Source organism: Saccharothrix coeruleofusca (genome assembly GCF_014648515.1).
GTDB lineage: Bacteria > Actinomycetota > Actinomycetes > Mycobacteriales > Pseudonocardiaceae > Actinosynnema > Actinosynnema coeruleofuscum.
Map to the genome: position 1 here is coordinate 1 of NZ_BMRG01000004.1, position 19897 is coordinate 19897.

At 76.1% G+C, this 19897-nt stretch carries 5 protein-coding genes; 4 read left to right on the plus strand and 1 reads right to left on the minus strand.

From position 1 onward, the window contains the following. The first annotated feature begins 61 nt into the window (after positions 1-61). The 4 genes from IEZ00_RS12280 to IEZ00_RS12295 are packed head-to-tail and all read left to right on the plus strand — an operon-like array spanning position 62 to position 17620. Complete coding sequence (locus tag IEZ00_RS12280) at positions 62-15151, plus strand: SDR family NAD(P)-dependent oxidoreductase (protein ID WP_189223359.1); 15090 nt, start codon at positions 62-64, stop codon at positions 15149-15151. Beyond that, the gene (locus tag IEZ00_RS12285) at positions 15148-16098 is read left to right on the plus strand and encodes an LnmK family bifunctional acyltransferase/decarboxylase (protein ID WP_189223360.1); all 951 of its coding nucleotides are present in this window, start codon (positions 15148-15150) and stop codon (positions 16096-16098) included. The genes IEZ00_RS12280 and IEZ00_RS12285 overlap by 4 nt, the downstream gene beginning before the upstream one ends. Continuing rightward, positions 16095-16364 (plus strand): phosphopantetheine-binding protein, encoded by a 270-nt coding sequence (locus IEZ00_RS12290; protein WP_189223361.1) that lies wholly within the window; start codon positions 16095-16097, stop codon positions 16362-16364. The genes IEZ00_RS12285 and IEZ00_RS12290 overlap by 4 nt, the downstream gene beginning before the upstream one ends. Further along, positions 16361-17620, plus strand: coding sequence for a hydroxymethylglutaryl-CoA synthase family protein (locus IEZ00_RS12295; RefSeq protein WP_189223362.1), 1260 nt, complete (start codon positions 16361-16363; stop codon positions 17618-17620). Before IEZ00_RS12290 ends, IEZ00_RS12295 begins: the two co-directional genes overlap by 4 nt. Before the next feature lie 36 nt (positions 17621-17656). On the opposite strand, the gene fabD is transcribed toward IEZ00_RS12295, so the two are convergent. Then, the gene (fabD, locus tag IEZ00_RS12300; RefSeq protein ID WP_189223363.1) at positions 17657-19879 is read right to left on the minus strand and encodes an ACP S-malonyltransferase; all 2223 of its coding nucleotides are present in this window, start codon (positions 19877-19879) and stop codon (positions 17657-17659) included. Between the last annotated feature and the right edge of the window lie 18 nt (positions 19880-19897).

Below are 19897 nucleotides of genomic sequence, written 5' to 3' on the forward strand. Positions count from 1 at the left end.
CGAACCCGTCGCGCCCGAACCCGTCGCGCCCGAACCCGTCGCGCCTGGAGCACCGGCGCAGGTGCCGGTGGCGGTGGCGGTGACGGCCGAGGACGTCCGCGCCGAGGTGGAGGACGTGCTCGGCGAGGTGCTCTACCTCGACCGGGAGGAGATCGACTCGGACCGCACGTTCGCCGAGATGGGGCTGGACTCGGTCGGCGCGGTGGAGATCATCGGCAAGCTCAACCGCCGCCTGGGCACTGATCTGGACTCCACCGCCGTGTACGACCGGCCGACCGTGCCCGCGCTCGCCGAGGCGGTGGCCGAGGACCTGACGCGGTCCGCCGCCCTCCGCGCCGCCGCGACCGATCCCGGTCCCCGGCGCGTCGAGGCGCAGCCCGCGCCCGAACCGCCGGTCGCCTCCGCGCGGGTGGCGGCCCCCGAATCGGCCCCCGAATCGGCCCCCGAATCGGTCCCCGAATCGGTCCCCGAATCGGTCCTGGAGAAGAACCCGGAGCCCGCTCCGGGTGCCGGTCAGGTGAGGCTGACGCCCCTGCCCACCGATCCGCGGCCGGTGGTCGCACCGCCCGCTCCCGCGCGGGGAGCGGCCGAGCCGCCCACCACGGGGCGGGAGATCGCGGTCATCGGCATGTCGGGCAGCTTCCCCGACGCCCCTGACCTCGACGCGTTCTGGGACAACCTGGCCAGGGGCCGGTGCAGCATCCGCGAGGTGCCACCGCACCGGTGGGACGTGGGCGAGCACTTCGACCCCGACCGGCGGGCGCCGGACCGCACCTACAGCAAGTGGGCGGCGATGCTGGACGACGTCGACGTGTTCGACGCGCAGCTGTTCAACCTGTCACCGCTCGACGCCGAGGCGATGGACCCGCAGCAGCGGCTGTTCCTGCGCCACGCGTGGGCCGCGCTGGAGGACGCGGGCTACGCGGGCGACCGCGGCAGGCGCCCCTGGGGCGTGTTCGCGGGGTGCGCCGCCGGGGACTACACCGACCTGCTCGACGCGGCGGGCCGGGGGCTGTCCGCCCAGGCGTTCCTGGGCAACGCGCCGTCCGTGCTGGCGGCCCGCATCGCGTACCTGCTCGACTTCAGCGGTCCCGCGGTAGCCCTGGACACCGCGTGCTCGTCCTCGTTGGTGGCGCTGGACCTGGCCTGCGCCAGCCTGCTGCGCGGCGAGTGCGACGCGGCGGTGGCGGGCGGTGTCGCGGTCATGTGCACGCCCAAGATGCACGTCTGGACCAGCAGGACCGGCATGTTGTCGCCCACGGGCCGCTGCCGCCCGTTCGACGCGGGCGCCGACGGCATCGTGCTGGGCGAGGGCGTCGGCGTGGTGGTGCTCAAGAAGCTCGACCGCGCGCTGGCCGACGGCGACCACGTCCACGGCGTGATCCTCGCCAGCGGCGTAAACAGCGACGGCAAGACCAACGGCATCACCGCGCCCAGCGCCCGCGCGCAGGCCGACCTGATCAGGCGCGTGCACGACCTCGCGGGCGTCCGGCCCGCGGACGTCGGGTACGTGGAGGCGCACGGCACCGGCACCGAGCTGGGCGACCCGATCGAGGTGAAGGCGCTCAACGCGGCGCTGAGCCCGGCGGACGGCCGGACCAGCAGCGGTCTCGGGTCGGTGAAGGGCAACATCGGGCACACCACCGTGGCGGCCGGGATCGCCGGCCTGCTGAAGGTGCTGCTGGCGCTGCGGCACGGCCAGCTGCCGCCCACGCCGGGCTACGAGGTGCCCAACCCCCACATCGACTTCGGCGCGGGGCCGCTGCGCGTGGTGCGCGAGCTGGAGCCGTGGCCGCCGGGGCCGTCCGGGCGGCGGGTGGCGGCGGTGAGCAGCTTCGGCTTCAGCGGGGTCAACTGCCACGTCGTGGTGGCGGAACCGCCCGCGCGGACGGAGGGCGCGCCGAACTCCCGCGCCGAGGTGGTCGTGCTCTCCGCGCGCGACGAGGAGGGGCTGCGCCGCCGGGCGGCGGACCTGGCCGACCACCTCGACGGACCGGGAGCTGGCCACCGCCTCGCCGACGTCGCGCACACCCTGGCGGTGGGGCGTCGCCACCTGCGGGCGCGGGCCGCGGTCGTCGTGGCCGACCGCGCGGCCCTGCTGGCGTGGCTGCGCGCCGTGGCGGACGGCCGCACCCCGCCCGCCGCGGACCGGACGGCCCCGCAGGCGCTGCGCGACCTCGCGCTGGCCTACGCCCGCGGCGAGGACCCCGACTGGGCGGAGCACCACCGGGACCGCCCGGTGCGCCGGGTGCCGCTGCCGCCGTACCCCTTCGCCCGCGAGCGGCACTGGGTGCGGGCGGACGACGCGCCCCTGCTGAGCGGAACCACCCGGTCCGGTGACACCACCACCCACGAGCTGCGGCTGACCCCGGACCACTGGCTGGTCGCCTGCCACCACGTCGGCGGGGCGCCAGTGCTGCCCGCCACCGCCTCGGTCCTGCTGCTGGCCTCGGTCGCCCCGGTCGAGGGGGCGGTGGCCATCCGCGGTCTGCGGTGGTCCCGGCCGCTGGTGGTCCGGGCTCCCCGCACGGTGTCGCTGGTGGTGCGGCCGAAGCGCGACGGCGTCGCCGTGACCCTGGCCGACGAGTCGGGGGAGTGCGCCCACGGCGCGGTCCACCCGCTCACCGACGACGGCGAGCGCCTCGACGCGGCGGCGGTGAGCGAGCGCTGCCCCGAGCCGGTCCCGGTCGAGCAGGTGTACCGGCGCTTCGCGTCGGCCGGTCTGGACTACCGCGGCGACCACCGGGGCCTGGAGGAGTTGCGCCGGGGCCGTGACGAGGCGATCGGCGTGCTGCGCGCGGCGGACCGGGTGGACCCGGCGGGCGCCGCACTGGTCCCGGCCACCCTCGACGCCGCTCTCCAGGCCGCCGTGGTGCTGGTGGCCGAGGGCGCGAACCCCCGGCCGCTGCTGCCCTTCGCGGTGGAGCGCGTGGACGTCCTCGACCGGCGGGCCGCACCGCGCTACGCCCACGTGCGCAAGGAGGGCGACTTCCGGTTCTCCGTTCGCGTCGCCGATGCCGCGGGGCACGTCTGCGTGCGCTTGGACGGCCTGCGCCTGCGTGCGGCGCCCGAGCCCGCCCGCACCGACGGGCCGTTGGCGGAGGACGCGGATCTCGTCCCGGAGACGGTGTTCGTGCCCCGGTGGGAGCCGGCCCCGGCCACGGCAGCGGCGCGGGGCCGGGCGCGGGGCAGGGTGGCGGTCGTCGCCGCCCCCGACGACCCCCTCGCACTGGCGCTGCTGGCCCACGGGGAGCCGGAGCACGCGGTGTGCGTGTCCCCCGCCGAGGCCGACGCGCTGTGGGGCGACCCGCGGCGGCCGTTCGACGTGGTGCACGTGGTCGCCGCGCCCGACGACCGCACCGGGCACTCGGCCGTGCTCGACCTGTTCCGCCTGGTGAGGGGCATGATTGACGCGGGCTGGGCCAGGCACCCGCTGACCCTGTCGGTGGTCCTGCGCGGCGCGGTGGCGGTGTCCGGCGAGGAGGTGCCCGACCCTGCCGCCGCCGCGCTGGTCGGGCTGGTCGGCGCGATCCGGGCCGAGCACCCCCGCTGGCGGGCCGGGTGCGTCGACGTCGGGTCGGCCGCGGCGGACCCGCTGCTCGCGGCGCGGATCGCGGGCGAGGAACACACCGAGCGGGTGGTCGCGCTGCGCGGGGAGCGACGGCTGGTCCGGCGGCTGGTCCCCGCGCCGGGGGAGGGGGCGGCCAGGGCGGTGTTCCGCCCCGGCGGCACGTACCTGGTCGTCGGCGGGGCGGGCGGCCTCGGCCGCGCCTTCAGCGCGCACCTCGCGCGCACGGTGGGGGCCCGCCTGGTCTGGCTGGGCCGCCGCCCCGAGGACGACGGCGTCCGGGCGGCCCGTGCGGAGGTCGAGCGGCTCGGCGGCCAGGTCGCCTACCTGCGGGGCGACGTGGGCGACCCGGCCGCGCTGCGCGCCGCAGTCGACGTGGCGAAGACCCGCTTCGGGGCCTTGCACGGGGTCGTGCACGCCGCGATGGTGCTGCGCGACCGCGCGCTGGCCACGATGCGCGAGGAGGACTTGCTGGAGGTGCTGGCGCCCAAGGCAGCAGGCGCCGTCGCGCTCGGCGAGGCGCTGGCGGGCGAACCGCTGGATTTCCTCGCCTACTTCTCCTCCGCCGTGACCTGCACCGACGCCGCGGGCCAGGGCAACTACGCGGCCGCGAGCTGGTTCGAGGACGCCTGTGCCCTGGCGCTGCGCGCCGCGGGCCTGCCCGCGACCGCGATCGACTGGGGCTACTGGGGCAGCGTCGGCGCCGTCGCCACACCCGAGCACCGGGAGCGATTCGCCGCCCTGGGCATCGCCCCGCTCGAACCGGCCGACGGCATCGCGGCGCTGGAGCGCGTCCTGCGCGCAGGCCTGCCACAGGCCCTGGTGGTGAAGGGCACCGGGGAGGGGCTGGCGAGACTGGGCGCGGGCCCCCGGCCGGACCCCGACATCGCGGGCGCCGTCGCCGGATACGCCGAGCTGGACGAGTGCAGCCGGGCGCTGCTGGCCCGCGTGTTCCTCGGGATGCCCGGTGCGCCCGCACCGGGCGAGCGGGTGGACCTCGCCTGCCTGGCCGAGCGGCTCCCCGTGGCCCCGGAGCAGGGCAGGCTGTTCGACGCGGTGCTGGACGCGCTGGTCCGCGCGGGCGTGGTCCGGCTGGGCGACGGGTGGGTGGAGGTCACCGGCGCGGTGCCCGAGGACACCACGGCCGAAGTCGCCGCCCGGTACCCGGAGCTGGCAGGCCACCTGCGCCTGCTGCGCACCTGCGCGGCGGCGCTGCCCGAGGTGCTCGCGGGGACCCGGCGCGGGGTCGAGGTGCTGTTTCCCGGCGGCTCGACGGAACTGCTCGACGAGGTGTACCGGGGCAACACCGGCGCGGACTTCCACCACCGGCTGGTCGCCGAGGAGGTGGTGGCCGCGGTCCGCGAGGTCGCTCGGGCGACGGGGCGGCCCGCGGAGGTCCTGGAGGTCGGTGCGGGCACCGGGGCGAGCACCGCGTTCGTGCTCGACGCCTGCGCCGGGCTCGACCCGCTGCCCCGGCTGCACTTCACCGACGTGTCCCCGGCGTTCCTCAACCGCGCGCGCGAGCGCTTCGGCGTCGAGCACCCCAACGTGACCTTCGGGCTGTTCGACGTCGAGCAGGACCCGATGGCGCAAGGGCTGGCCGCGCCGGGCTACGACGTCGTGGTCGCGGCCAACGTCCTGCACGCCACCGCCGACATCGGCCGCGCGCTCGCCACCGTGGCCGGGCTGCTGCGCCCCGGCGGGCTGCTGGTGGTCAACGAGGCCACCCTGGCCACCGACTTCCTGACCGCGACGTTCGGCCTGACGCCCGGCTGGTGGCGGTTCCGCGACCCGGCCGCGCGGCTGGACCGCTCGCCGCTGCTCGGCCCCGCCCAGTGGCGCGACGCGCTGACCGGGGCAGGACTGGCGGTGCGGCGCGTGCGCGGCGTGCCGGGCACCCCGGAGGACCGGCTGGCGCAGTGCGTCGTGGTGGCCGAGCGGCAGCGGGTCGAACCCGCCGGACCGCCGGTCCCGGCGGGACCGCTCACCCGCGCCGCCGTCGTCGACTACGTCCGGCGGGTGTTCGCCGAGGTGCTCAAGTTCCGCTCGGCGGACCTCGACGAGCGGGCGACGTTCGAGACCTTCGGGGTGGACTCGCTGGTGAGCCTGTCCATCGTGGACCGGTTCGAGCGGGACCTGGGCGAACTGCCCGCCACCCTGCTGTTCCAGCGCACGACCATCGAGGAGCTGGCCGAGCACTTCGAGCGGCACTGCGGCGACCGGTTGGCGGCGGTGCTCACGCCATCGCGGCGGGACGCGGCACCCGGCCGCGTCGCCGCCGCACCCGCCGCGGAGGACCCAGCGGAGGCTCCGGCCGACGCCCTCCCGGGGGACACCTCGGGGGACACCTCGGGGGACATCGCCGTCATCGGCGTGACGGGCCGGTATCCCGGCGCGCCGGACCTCGACGCGTTCTGGCGCAACCTCCGCGCGGGGCAGCGGTCGGTCACCGCGGTGCCGCCGGAGCGGTTCGACTGGGCCGGTTTCGACTGGGACGAGCTCTACGACCCGGAACCGGGGAAGCCGAACCGCAGCTACGGCCGCTGGGGTGGGTTCATCGAGGGGGTCGACCGGTTCGACCCCGGCTTCTTCGGCATCCTGCCCCGCGACGCGGCGACCATGGACCCCCAGGAGCGGTTGTTCCTGGAGACCGCGTGGACGCTGCTGCAGGACTCGGGTCACCTCGCCGACACCACCCGCGAGCGGTCCACGGGTGTGTTCGTCGGCACGATGTACGGGACCTACGGCCAGCTGGCCGCGGCGGGCGGGTGGCGGGCGGGCCGGTTCACCGACGGGCACTCGCCGTACTGGTCCATCGCCAACCGCGTGTCGTACACGCTGGACCTGCGCGGGCCGAGCTTCGCGGTGGACTCCGCCTGCTCGTCCTCGCTGACCGCGGTGCACCTGGCCGTGCAGAGCCTGCGCAGGGGCGAGTGCCGGATGGCCATCGCAGGCGGGGTCAACCTCGTGCTGCACCCCGCGCACCTGGTCGCGCTGTCGTCGATGCGGATGCTGTCCCCGGACGGGGCCTGCAAGGTCTTCGACGAGCGGGCCGACGGCATCGTGCCGGGGGAGGGCGTCGGCGCGGTGCTGCTCAAGCCGCTGGCGGCGGCCGAGGCGGACGGGGACGACATCTGGGCGGTGATCAAGGGCACCCGCGTCAACGCGGGCGGGCGCACCGCGGGGTACACGGTGCCGAACCCGAACGCGCAGGCCCGGCTGGTGGCCGAGGCGATCCGCGAGTCCGGTGTGGACCCCCGCACCATCGGCTTCGTCGAGGCGCACGGCACCGGCACGTCGTTGGGCGACCCGATCGAACTCGCCGCGCTGTCCGAGGCCCTGCGCGAGGTCGGCGGGCCCGAGCGGTGCCTGGTCGGGTCGGTCAAGGCCAACATCGGGCACCTGGAGGGCGCGGCGGGCATCGCCGGGCTGACCAAGGTGCTGCTCCAGCTCAGGCACGGCGTGGTCGCGCCGTGCGCGAACCTGCTCCGGGTCAACCCGAAGATCGACCTGCGGTCCACCCCGTTCGTCCTGCCGACCGAACCGGTCGACTGGGCCGCGCCGCGCCGGGCCGGGATCAGCTCGTTCGGCGCGGGCGGGGCCAACGCGCACGTGGTCGTCGAGGGCTACGCCCGGCCACCCGCCGCCGCGCCCGCCGAGGGCGAGCAGGTGTTCCTGCTGTCCGCGCGCACGTCGGAGCAGTTGCGCACCGCGGCGGCCGACCTGGCCGACGCGGTGGCCGCCCGGCTCGACCTGTCGCTCGCCGCCTTGGCGCACACCACGCAGGTGGGCCGCGCGGAGTTCGGCGAGCGGCTCGCCGTGGTCGCGGGGGGCAGCGGGGAGCTGGTGGAGCGGCTGCGCGCGGCGAGCGCCGGGCGGTCCGCCGAGGGCGTCGTGCTGGGCACGGCGGAACGGCCCGGCGAGGCCGCGGACGAGGACGGCTTGGTCGCCCAGCTGGTCGCCGGGCGCCGATTGCGCGCGCTGGCGAAGCTGTGGGTCGGCGGGACGCCCGTCGACTGGCGCGCGCTGTGGCCCGGCGGCTCACCGGGACGAGTGGCCATGCCGCCCTACCCGTTCGACCGCAGGAGGTTCTGGCTGCCCCGACCCGCTCCCGCGCCCGCTGGAACCGCAGGGGGCGGCGCGGCTTCCGACGCGTCCCTGACGTACTCGCGGCCGGTGTGGCGGCGCGTCGACGCGCCACCGGCATCCCTGCCGCGGACCGCGCTGGTGCTCGGCGACGACCTCGGCGCCGAAGCCACCGCCGCGCGGCTGACCGAGGCCGGGGTCCGGTGCGTCCGGGCGTCAGGCGGCCGCGCGGACCTCACCGCCGCGGTGACCGACCTCGCGCAACGGGACCTGCTGCCCGACGCCGTCGTGCACTTGGCGCCCGCCACCGACGGCGCTGACGTCGCCGTCGAACTCGACACCGCGGTGTACCCGCTGCTGTGGGCCACCACCGCCGTGCTGGCCGCCGGGGGGCGGAAACCGCTGCGGGTGGCCGCCGGGTTCGAGCGGCGGCCGGGAGAGCACCGGCCCGTGCCCGCCGCGCTGCACGCGATGCTGCGCACGCTGGCCTTGGAGCACAGCGGGTTCACCGGCGTGTCGGCGGCTTTCGAGGACGTCGCCGACGCCGCGGGCCTGCTGGTGGACGAACTGCGCCGCACCACGCCGTCCGGGCCGCCGGAGGACCGCGTCCGGCAGGTGCGCCGCACCGGGGAGGGTCGGTGGGAGGCGGACCTGGAACCGGTCGACCCGCCCGGCGAGGTCCCGGCCGTCCCGCTGCGCGCGGGCGGCACCTACCTGGTCCTCGGCGGTGCGGGCGCGCTCGGGCGCAAGCTCGCCGAGCACCTGAGCGGGCAGGCCCCGATCACCGTCGTCCTGGCCGGTCGCTCGGACCCCGGCGCGCCGGACCCGCGCGGCCTGGCGGGGCCCGGTTCGACCGTGGTGTACCGGCGGGTCGACCTGGCCGACCAGCGAGACGTGCGGCGGCTCGTGGACGAGGTGCGCAGGGAGCACGGACCGCTGTGCGGTCTGGTCCACGCCGCGGGGGTCACGCGGGACTCGCTGGCCGTGCGCAAGTCGCCCGAGGACGTCGCGGAGGTCCTGGGCGCCAAGGTGCTCGGCGCGGTGCACGCGGACGCGGCCACGGCGGGTGAACCGCTGGACTTCTTCGTGCTGTTCTCGTCGGTCGCGGGCCGCACCGGCAACCTCGGGCAGGTCGACTACGCCTACGCCAACGCCTTCCTGGACGAGTTCGCCGCGCTGCGCAACGGGTTGCTCGCGGCGGGGCGGCGGCAGGGGCGGGCGGTGTCGATCTGCTGGCCGCTGTGGGAAGAGGGCGGCATGACCGTCCCCGACGCGACCAGGCGGCTGTTCGCCCGCCGGTGGGGCAGCACACCGCTGGGCACCGCGGACGGCATGGCCGCCTTCGCCCGCGCCCTGTCCGCCGGGGCGGACTGCCTGGTGGTGGCCACCGGGGGCGGCACCCGTCCCGCCGACGAGCGCGTCGAGGCGGCCGTGCCGCCCCCGGCCGACGCCGCGGCGTTCGTGCGGACCGAGCTGAGGTCGATCGCGGCGCGGTTCCTGCTGGTCGAGGAGCAGCACGTCGACCTGGACGCGGACCTGATGGACGCGGGCTTCGACTCGATCTCGCTCACCGAGCTGATCGGCGCGGTCAACGAGCGCTACGACCTGGACCTCCTGCCGACCGTGCTGTTCGAGTCGGTGAACCTGGCCGCGTTCGCCCGGTACCTGGTCGAGGAGCACGGCCCGGCGGTGGCCGCGAGGGCGACCACCGCGGCGATGCCGGACGTGCCGGTGAACGCGGACACCCCGGTCGCCGCACCCGCCTTCGAAGCGGGACCGGAGGGCCGGCAAGCCGGTGACGCGGAGCAGGCAGGCCAGGGAGTCGGTGACGTGGAAGTGGGCGAGGTCCGCGGACCGGCCCCGGCGGACGTGAGGGTGGCCGCCCCCAGGCCCACCCCGGAACCCGCGCCGGACAGGCCGTCGCCGGTCGCGGTGGTGGGCATGGCGGGTGTCCTGCCGGGGTCGGCGGACGTCGACCGGTTCTGGCAGCACCTGGTGGACGGCGACGACCTGATCTGCCCGGTCCCGCCGGACCGGACCGACCTGCTCGCCGACCACCGCACCAGGGACGTCCGGGCGGGCTTCCTGGACGACGTCCGCCGCTTCGACGCCGCGCTGTTCGGCATCTCCCCCCGCGAAGCGGCGCTGATGGACCCCCAGCAGCGGCTGTTCCTGGAGACGGTGTGGCGTGCGGTCGAGGACGCGGGCTACGCGCCGTCGTCGTTCGCGGGCACCGCCACCGGGCTGTTCGCCGCGGTGTCCGCCTGCGACTACGACGACCTGCTGCGGACCCACGGCGTCCCGGTGGAGGCGCACTCGGCCAGCGGCATCGCCGCGTGCATCCTGGCCAACCGCGTGTCGCACCTGCTCGACCTGCGCGGTCCGAGCGAGGCCGTCGACACGGCGTGCTCCAGCTCGCTGGTGGCGCTGCACCGGGCCGTGCGGGCCATCCGGTCGGGGGAGTGCGACGCGGCGCTGGTCGGCGGCGTGAACCTGCTGCTGAGCCCCGGCCTGTTCGTCGCCTTCGCCGATTCCGGGATGCTCAGCCCGGACGGCCGGTGCAAGGCGTTCGACGAGGCCGCGGACGGCTACGGCCGCGGCGAGGGCGTGGGCGTCGTCCTGCTCAAACCGCTGGACCGCGCGCTCGCCGACGGCGACCACGTGTACGCGGTGATCCGCGGCAGCGCGGTCGGCCACGGCGGCCGGGCCACGTCGCTGACGGCTCCCAACCCGAAGGCGCAGGCCCGCGTCATCGTGGCGGCCCACCGGGAAGCGGCGGTGGACCCGCGCACGGTCGGCTACGTCGAGGCGCACGGCACCGGCACCCGGCTGGGCGATCCGGTCGAGGTGGAGGGGCTGCGCAAGGCGTTCGCCGAACTCGGCGCGCCCGAGGGGCCGCCGTGGATCGGCATCGGCTCGGTGAAGACCAACACCGGCCATCTCGAGACGGCCGCGGGCATGGCGAGCCTGCTCAAGGTGCTGCTGTGCCTGCACCACCGCAAGCTGCCCGCGTCGATCAACCTGGAGCGGCCCAACAGGTACCTCGATCTCGCGGACAGCCCCTTCTACCTCAACGCGGAGCTGCGCGACTGGGAGGCGGCCACCCTGCCCGACGGCACCCCGGTCCGGCGTGCGGGCATCAGCTCGTTCGGCTTCGGCGGCACGAACGCCCACGTCGTGCTGGAGGGCTTGGTCGAGCCCGAGGACGACGCCTCGCCGCCCGGCCCGCACGCGTTCGTGCTGTCCGCGCCGAGCCCGCGGGCGCTGGCCGAGTACGCCGGGCGGCTGGCCGACCTGCTCGCGCGGCGTCCCCACCTGCCGCTGGCCAGGGTCGCCCGCACGCTCCAGGTCGGGCGCGAGGCGCTGCCCCACCGGTGCGGCTTCCTCGCGGAGGACCACGAGCAGGCGCTGCGGACGCTGCGCGCGGTCGCCGAGGACCGCCCGGCGCCGGGGCTGGTGCGGGGCCTGGTGCCGGGCAGTTGGCGGAAAGCGGAGGCCGCGGACCCGGCGGACCCCGACGAGGACCCGATCGCGGCTTGGGTCGCCGGGCGGCGCGTCGACTGGGCGGCCCGGTGGCCCGCCCCGGTCCGCAGGCTGCCCGGCCTGCCCGGTTTCCCCTTCGCCAAGACCACCCACTGGTTCACCGAGCGAACCACCGACGTTCCCGAGGAGGACACGGTGCAGGACGACCCCGTGCGGGACGAGACTCCGAGGCAGGCGCCGCGGGCCAAGGTCCGGTTGGCGCGGCCCGCCGGTCGCGGCGGCACCGGACCGGCCGCGGGCGGGCCCGTCCCCGTGCCCCGGCGGGCCGGAGCGCCGTCCGCCCCGGAGCCATCCTCGGCGACCGCCGAGCACCCCCTCGCCGGGCAGGCGGACGGTGTGGAGGCGGCCATCCGCGACAGGCTCGCCGTGATCCTCGGCGTCGACGCGGACTGGCTGAGCCCGGACGGCTCGTTCGCCGACCTTGGCCTCGACTCGATCTTCCGGATGGAGCTGGTCCGCTGGCTCAACGACGCCCACGGGGTGGACCTCAAGGCCGCGGACCTCTACGAGCACGACTCGATCGAGGCGCTGGCGCGCTTCGTGCGCCGGTCGGCGCCCCGCGCGGGCGACCCCTCGGCGGCCGACGTCGGGACAGGCACGGCGGTCGACGCCGAGGCGGACACGGCGGTTGACACGGTGATCGACACGGCGGAGGTCCGGCGGCGGCTGGAGGAGCTGGTCGTGGCCACCGTCGGCAGACCCGTCGACCCGGCGCTGACCTTCACCGACAACGGGTTCACCTCGTTCGACATGCTCCGCCTGGTCAACGAGCTGGACAAGCGGTTCGGCCCCCAGCGCAAGACGCTGCTGTTCGACCGCCCCACCACGGCGGAGGTCACCGAGGAGCTGGTCGAGCGCTACGGCCCGAGCGCGCTGGAGCGCCTGACCACCACCCCGGACGGCGGCGGGCGGCCGGACGCGCCACCCGTCGCCGAGCGGGGCGGCACGATCGTCGTGCTCAAGCGGGACCTGCCCGGCAGGCCGGAGCTGGCCCGCGCGGTGGCCGAGCTGGAGCGGGCGCACGGCATGGAGGGCGGCTTGGCCGGGCGGGACATCGCCCCGTTCGCCCTCATCGGGGCCCGGCAGCAGGGCTACTTCAACGTCTCGGTCCGCAACGGCGTGCTGTTCGCCTGGAGCTACGTCGGCCCGGCCGACCGGTTCGACGAGCTGGCCGCCGAACTGGTCCGCCACTGCCGGGAGCACGGGCTGCGACCGAATTTCCTGTCGCTGGCGCCCCTGGAGCAGGTGGACGGCCAACCGCTCACCGCCACGCCGTTCGGGGCGCTCCAGCGGATCGAGGACCTGCCGTCGTTCGGCCTCGACGGCAGCCGGATGTCGCGGTTGCGGTACATGGTGCGCCGCTTCGAGCGACAGGGCGCCTGTCGGACGGTCGAGTACCGCTCCGGGAGCGACCCGGCCACCGACGCCGAGGTCGCGGCCATGCTCGACCGCTGGACGCGCAACAAGCAGATGGTCAACCCCTACGTGGCGGTGGTGCGCGACGAGATCCGCTCCGGCAGCCTGACCGACCGCCACCGGCTGTTCCTCACCCGTGTCGACGGCGAGCTGGCAAACGCCATCGTCGTCACCCGCATCCCGTCCACTCCGGGTTACCTGCTGGACCTGGAGTTCTACCCGCCGGAAGCTCCGCTGGGCGGCCTGGAGTACGCCATCACCGAGATCATCCGGGTGATCGTGGCCGAGGGCTGCACCACGTTCAGCCTCGGCGCCAGCTTCGGCGTCAAGCTGGGCGACGCGCCCAACGCCGACCCCGGCATCGAGCGGGAACTGGCCGAGCTGCGCTCGATGGGCGTCTTCGGCGAGGGCAACTTCCAGTTCAAGAACAAGTTCCGGCCGGTGAACCTGCCGATCTACCTGTGCAGGCCCGCCGACGACCCCACGCCGGTTTCCGAGATCATCCTCATGATCGCCGACCCCGAGCTGCGCGCGCCGTCGGCCGTCGCGCCCGCCACCCCGCCCGACCCGCTGGCGCTCCCGCACGACGCCGTGGAGCTGGACCTGGCGACCGACTCGTGGGCGGAGCTGGACGGCGAGGTCATCCGCCGCCGCTCGGCCGACCTCACCGCCCGCGCGGGCGGTGAGGAGGTCGCCGCGTCGTGGCTGCCGTTCGGGTACTCCGCGCTGGTCGGCTCGGGCCGGTCCGCGGAGGCGCTGCTGTGCGCGAACTGGCCGGGCCCGCGCGGCGCGGTGCCGCACAACGGGTTGTTCCCCACCCTGCTCGCGGCGCTGGTGACCGCCGGCTTCACGCCGGTCCCGGTCCGCCGGGCGGGCGGCGCGACCGGCGGCGACGTGGACGTGGACGAGCTGGCCGAGGTGCTGGAGCGGTCCGGGCCGGACGTGGCGTTCGTGTCCCTGGAGCTGGGGGTCAACGCGGCGGGCGGGCTCCCGGTCTCGCAGGCGAACCTGACCGCCGTGCGCGCGCTGGCCGACCGGCGCGGCGTGCCGGTCGTGCTGGACGCGACCCGCGTCGTGGACAACGCCCTGCTCGTCGCCGGGGCCGAGGAGGGCGACGGCGGGAAGGACCCGTGGAAGGTGGTGCACAGCCTGCTCTCGTGCGCCGACGCGGTGACCATGAGCCTCACCAAGGACTTCGGGGTCACGGCGGGTGGTCTGCTGGCCACCGGCGACGGGGCGCTGGCCGACGCGGTCTCGGCGCAGCTGGCCGCCGGTGGGCGCGACCTGCCGCTGGCGGGCCGCAAGCTGGCCGCCGCCGCGCTCGCGGACACCGACGCGGTGGCCGCGCTGGTCCGCACCCGCGTGGCGGCGGTCCGCGCACTGCGGGAGGTGCTCGACGGTGCGGGCGTGCCCCTGGCCGGGCCGCCCGGCGGGCACTGCGTCCTGGTCGACGCCGCGCGGGTCGCGGGCGACGTCGCCGACCCGGTCCGGGAGGTGGTGGCCAGGATGTTCACCGCCGGTGTGCGGGGTGCCCCGCACCTGGGCGACACGCCGGAACTGCGGCGGTGCGTGCGGCTCGCGGTGCCACTGGGGTGGTCCGTCGACGATGCGGTGCGCGCGGGTCAGCGGCTGGTGCCGGTGCTGCGGCCGCGAAACCCCGCGCGGAGCGCCGCACCGGCAGCCGGGACGCCCGACGACGGCAACCTGGCCGTGCTGCGGGAGCACCACCCCGACGTCCAGCGGCACCTGGTCCCCGTCGACGGCGGCGCCGTGGTCGAGGTGTTCACCGCGGGCGACGGGCCGACCGTGCTGCTCATGCCGCCGTTCAACATCGGCGCGGGGCTGTTCGCCCGCCAGTTCGCCGCGCTGAGCGGGAGCCACCGCGTGGTATGCGCGCACCACCCCGGCGTCGGGGCCTCGGCGGGAGCCGCCGACATCACCCTGGCGGGCATCTCCGCGCTCACCCGCGCGGCGCTGCGCGGATTAGGCGTGACCGGACCGGTGCACGTCGCGGGGGCGTCCTTCGGCGGCCTCACCGCGCTGGCGTTCGCCCTGGACCACCCCGAGGACTGCGCGACGCTGACCCTCATCGGCAGCTCGTACCGCATCGGCAACCGGGTCGGCGGGCTCGACCGGCTGGAAGCGGTGGCCCGCCAGGACTTCGACCACGTGCTCACCGCGCCGGGCGGGGAGCGGCTGGCCGAGCGGCGCGCCGAACTCGAACGCACGCTGCTGCGCTGCGAGAGCATGGACCCGGAGACCGGCTTGCGCTACCTCGACGTCTTCGCGGCCCGGCCGGACCTGGCGGCGCGCCTGGGCGACGTGGCCGCGCCGACGCTGATCGTCCAGGGCAGCCACGACACCGTCATCCCGCTCAAGACCGCGCACCTGCTGCACGGCGCGATACCGGACTCGCGGTACGTCGAGCTGCCCGGCGCGGGCCACTTCCCGTGCCTGACGCACGCCGAGGAGGTCAACCGGCTGCTGGTGGAGTTCACCGCTGGGAGCGCGGCGAGCGACGGCGGGGCGGCGCGATGAGCGCGCCGGTCCCCGCCGCCCACCCGCGGCCGATGGCGGACGGCTCGCTGGTCCGCACCGAGACCGCCAGCCCCGGCATGTGCGGACCGGTCTCGCTGTTCGCCGGTCGGGTGGGCGACTGGACGTGGGACGCGGTGAGCGCGTTGTGCGGCGTGGACGCCTACCGCGCGGTGGACGAGCGGGGCGAGCCCACGTACCTGTCGTTCTACTACTACCGCATCCGCGGCAGCCGCGAGCTGCACCCGACCGGCATCGCGTTCGGGGACCGGCTGCAGGTGGTGTCCCGTGTGCTCGACTGCGGCAGCGAGTCCGTGTTGACGGTGCACCGCATCCGCGTGGACACCGGCGCGGCGCCCGAACCGCTGGACCCGGACGCCTTCTACGGCGGTCCGCGACCGGGTGACCTGCTGGTGGAGAACTTCAACCGCTGGATCACCCGCACCAGGCAGCACAGCAACCGCGACCTGGCGCGGGCCTCGCCCGTCGGCTTCCGGCACGACCACCTGCCCGCCCCGCCCCCGGCGCACTCGCCGCGCCTGGCGTGCGCGAACGCCAGGCGCGGCAGCTTCCTGGCCGAACCGCCGCCGGACCGGTGGCCTGCGGTGCGCGGGTTCACCGCGGACTACCCGGTCGAGGCGGGCCGCGACCTCAACGGCGTGGGCCTGCTGTACTTCGCCTCCTACTTCGCGATCGTCGACTGGGCCCTGCTGCGGCTGTGGCGGCACCTTGGCCGCGGTGTGCGCGACTACCTCGACCGGGTGGTCCTGGACCAGCGGGTGTGCTACCTGGGCAACGCCGACGGCGACGCCGTCGTGCGGGTGCGGGTGGACCTGTGGCGCAAGCGGGACGACCAGACCGACGAACTGGTCGAGGTGGTCCTGCGCGACCGCCGCCACGGCTCGCTGCTCGCGGTCTGCCTGCTGCGCGTGCGCGCGGGTGCGGCATGACCGCCCCGCGGCCGCCGCGCGGCGGCCGGGCCGAGGTCGAGCGGGCGATCCTCGCCGCCGTCGCGGAGATCGTGCCGGGCGTCGCGCGGGCCGACATCACCGCCGACAAGCACCTGCGCGACCTCGGCGCCGACTCCGTGGACCGCGTGGAGATCATCCTGTCGGTCCTGGACCGGCTCGGCGTGCGCGAGCCGCTGGCGAGCTTCAGCGACCTGCCGAACATCGGCGCGCTGACCGAGTTCCTGTACGAGAGGATGGGCAAGTGAGCACTGCGCCGATCGGCATCGAGGCGCTCAACGTCTATTGCGGCCTCGCCCGCATCCCGGTGGCCGCGCTGTTCGCCGGGCGCGGGCTGGACCCGGCGCGCCTGCCGAACCTGATGATGGACCAGAAGTCCGTGGCGCTGCCCTGCGAGGACCCGGTGACCAACGCGGTGAACGCGGCCAAGCCGCTGCTCGACCGGCTCGACCCGGTCGAGCGGGCGTCGATCGAGCTGCTGGTCACCTCGACCGAGTCCGGTGTGGACTACAGCAAGTCGGTCGCCTCCTACGTGCACGAGCAGCTGGGCTTGAGCCGCCGCTGCCGGACCATCGAGGTCAAGCAGGCGTGCTACGCGGCCACGGCGGGCGTGCAGCTGGCCGCCGCGTACGTCGCGAGCGGGTTGTCACCGGGGGCCAAGGCCCTGGTCATCGGAACGGACGTGTCCGTTGTGGACGAACGCGCCGAGTACACCGAGCCCGCCATGGGCACGGGCGCGGCGGCCATGCTCGTCGGCGACCGGCCCAGGGTGCTGGCGCTGGACCAGGGCGCGTTCGGCCTGCACAGCTACGAGACCTTCGACTCCGCGCGGCCCGGCCCCACCTTCGACGTGGCGGACTCCGACCGGTCGCTGTTCGCCTACATCGACTGCCTGCGCGGCGCGTTCCGCGACTACGCCGACCGCGTGGAGGAGGCCGGGTTCGCCGAGACCTTCGACCTGCTGGCCATGCACACGCCGTTCGCGGGGATCGTGCGGGCGGCGCACCGGGCGGTGATGCGGGACGTGCGGCCCGCGCCGTCGCGGCAGGAGGTCGAGACCGACTTCGCGCGGCGGCTGGAGCCCTCCCTGCGGTACCCCCGGCTGGTGGGCAACCTCTGCTCGGGCTCGGTGTACCTGGCGCTGGCCAGCCTGCTGGACGCGGCGGACGTCGAGGGCGGTGCCCGCGTCGGCCTGTACTCCTACGGGTCGGGCTGCGCGTCGGAGTTCTTCAGCGGGGTGGTGGACGGCGAGTCGGCCGCGGCGGTGCGGGAGGCGCGGATCGGCGACCACCTGGCCGCCCGCTTCGAGGTGGACTTCGCCGAGTACACCGAACTGCTGGCCGGGAACGCGCGGTGCCTGGTGCCGGAGCGCGACCGGCCTGCCGAGGCCGCGCGGTGCGCCCCGCTGCTGTCCCGGTTCGGCATCGAGCGGGAGCTGCTGGTGTTCAACGGGACCAAGGGCTACCACCGGCAGTACGAGTGGACCACCGCCGGTGCGGCGTGAGACCGGTGGGCCCGTGCCGGGGCCGCCGGCACGGGCTCACCGGTCGAGCCGCCGGGCGAGCAGGTCGGCCGCGCCGTCGAGCAGGAACGCCGCGACCGCGTCCACGTCCCGGTCCCGCCACGCCGCCAGCGCCGTGCCCGCCGCGGCCGTGTTGAACGAGCCCATCGCGGGCCCGCACGGGATCTGCAGGTCCAGCGGCGCCTCGGAGGCGTCGTCGAGCGCCGCGCGCCGCGAGCGGTCGAAGTAGGACCGGAACACCGCCGCCATCCGCAGCTTCGGATCGGCCTCCACCGCGGCGCGCCGGGTTGCGGGCAGTCGCTCCCGCACCCGCTCCCACACCGCGTCGAGCGGCTCGGTGAAGCAGGCGGTCTCCAGCGACCGGCGGGTGCGCTCCGGGATCTCCTCCAGGCCGGGGTGCTCCCGGTAGGCGCGGTACAGCGCCTCGGCCCGCGCGCTGAACATGCTGCCCTTGCGGACAACGCGGCTGCGGGCCCCCAGCTCGAACAGCTCGCCCGCCGGGGCCCGCACCGTGTCGTCCACGTCCACCCTGGCGAGCAGGTCCTTGACCGCCGCCGGGACCCGCGCCTGCCGCGTGCACTGGTTCACCGAGCCGGTCACCACGAAGTCCGCACCGCACAGGAACGCCGCCGCGACGGCCTCGGGGCTCCCGATGCCACCGCCCGCGCCCACCCGCACGCGCCCGCCGGGTCCGTGGTCCGCCCCGGCGCGCAGGGCGAGGACCGCCATCAACAGCGCGCCGCCCGCCCCGCCGCCGAGCCACGCCGGATCGGCCTCCGCGACCAGGTCGCCCGCCACGGGCAGCCGCTCGGCGGCGCGTGCCTCCTCCTCGGTCAGGCGCCCGTCCCGGCGCAGCGCGTCGACCAGACCTGCGTGCGGGGGGCGCAGGAACGCCTTCGCCGCGTCCAGGCGGGACACCTTGACCAGCAGCTCCCTGCCGGGGGTGGCGTGGCCTCCGGGTGAGCAGCGCGCACCGGTGAACCGCCACCGCACCAGCTCGGCGGTGACACCGCCCGCGCCGGACGCCTCGCCGTGACGGACCCCGTGGCGCAGGGCCAGCTCCACCACCGCGTCCACCCGCTCCGGCGGTTCCACGCCGGAGGGCAGGTTGATCCCGAACCGGCCCCGGAGGTCGTCAAGGGCCCGCAAGTCCTCGTCGATGCGCTCGGGTGGTCGGCCCGCGGTGCCGAGGAAGCCCGCGAGGCCCGCGCCCGCGAGCGCGCGCAGCAGGACGGGGCCGGACACGCCGTGCCCCATCGAGCCCGCCAGGTAGCCGTGGCGCACCCCGTAGGCGTCGCGGAACGCGGCACTGCCCAGGAACGCACCGGAGTGCGCAGGCGCCGGGCCGGGCGGTGCCGCGGCCGGGGGAGCGGGCGCGGCCGGGGGAGCGGGCGCAGGCAGGTGCGGACGGGCCTTCCGCCACATCTTCGACAGCACCTCGCCCGGCCCCACCTCCTCCACCTCCGCCACACCCCGCTCGGCGAGCAGGCACAGCGTCTCCCACCACCGGACGGGGTTGGTCAGGTGCCGCACCAGCGCGCCGCCGATCTCGTCCCTTCGGTGCGGCCGGGCGGTGACGTTGGCGATCACCGGCACGCGCGGCTCCGCGAACCTCACCCCGCGCACCACCTCGGTGAACTCCCGCGCCGCCCCGGCCATGTAGCGGGAGTGGGCGGCCACGCTGACGTTGAGCGGCACGCACTTGCCGGTGCCGCGCGCGGCGACCAGGTCGGCCACCGCGCGCAGCGCCTCCCTCGGCCCGGCGAGCACCAGCTGCTCGGGAGTGTTGTGGTTGGCCACCTCGACCCCCTCGACGCCCGCCGCGCCGATCAGGTCGAGCAGCGCCTCCAGCCGGACGCCGAGCACCGCCGCCATGCCGCCCCCAGGCGCGCGGCCCATCAGCTCGCCGCGCCGCCGCACCAACCGCAGCCCCGTGGCGAAGTCGAAGCACCCGGCGGCGAACAGCGCGGCGAACTCGCCCGCGCTGTGCCCGGCGAGGTAGTCCGGCGCGGGCCGGTCCGCGCCCCGGTCCAGAAAGGCCAGCGCGCTCACCACGTACAACGCGGGCTGCGCGTACTCGGTCCGGCGCAGCCGCGGCGCCTCCGCCGAGCACAGCTCCCGCACGGAGTAGCCGAGGACTTCGTCGGCCTCGGCGACCAGCCGGGGGAACCGGTCGAACAGCCCGGCGCCCATGCCCGGTGCCTGGGAACCCTGGCCGGGGAACAGCAGCGCGACGCCCATGGCACGTCCTCCTGGTCG

What these genes read in the sequence shown, in the direction of transcription:
- IEZ00_RS12285 (WP_189223360.1), top strand. Translation starts at nt 15,148, where the DNA reads ATGAGCGCGCCGGTCCCCGCCGCCCACCCGCGGCCGATGGCGGACGGC.
- IEZ00_RS12290 (WP_189223361.1), top strand. Translation starts at nt 16,095, where the DNA reads ATGACCGCCCCGCGGCCGCCGCGCGGCGGCCGGGCCGAGGTCGAGCGG.
- fabD (WP_189223363.1), bottom strand. Translation starts at nt 19,879, where the DNA reads ATGGGCGTCGCGCTGCTGTTCCCCGGCCAGGGTTCCCAGGCACCGGGC.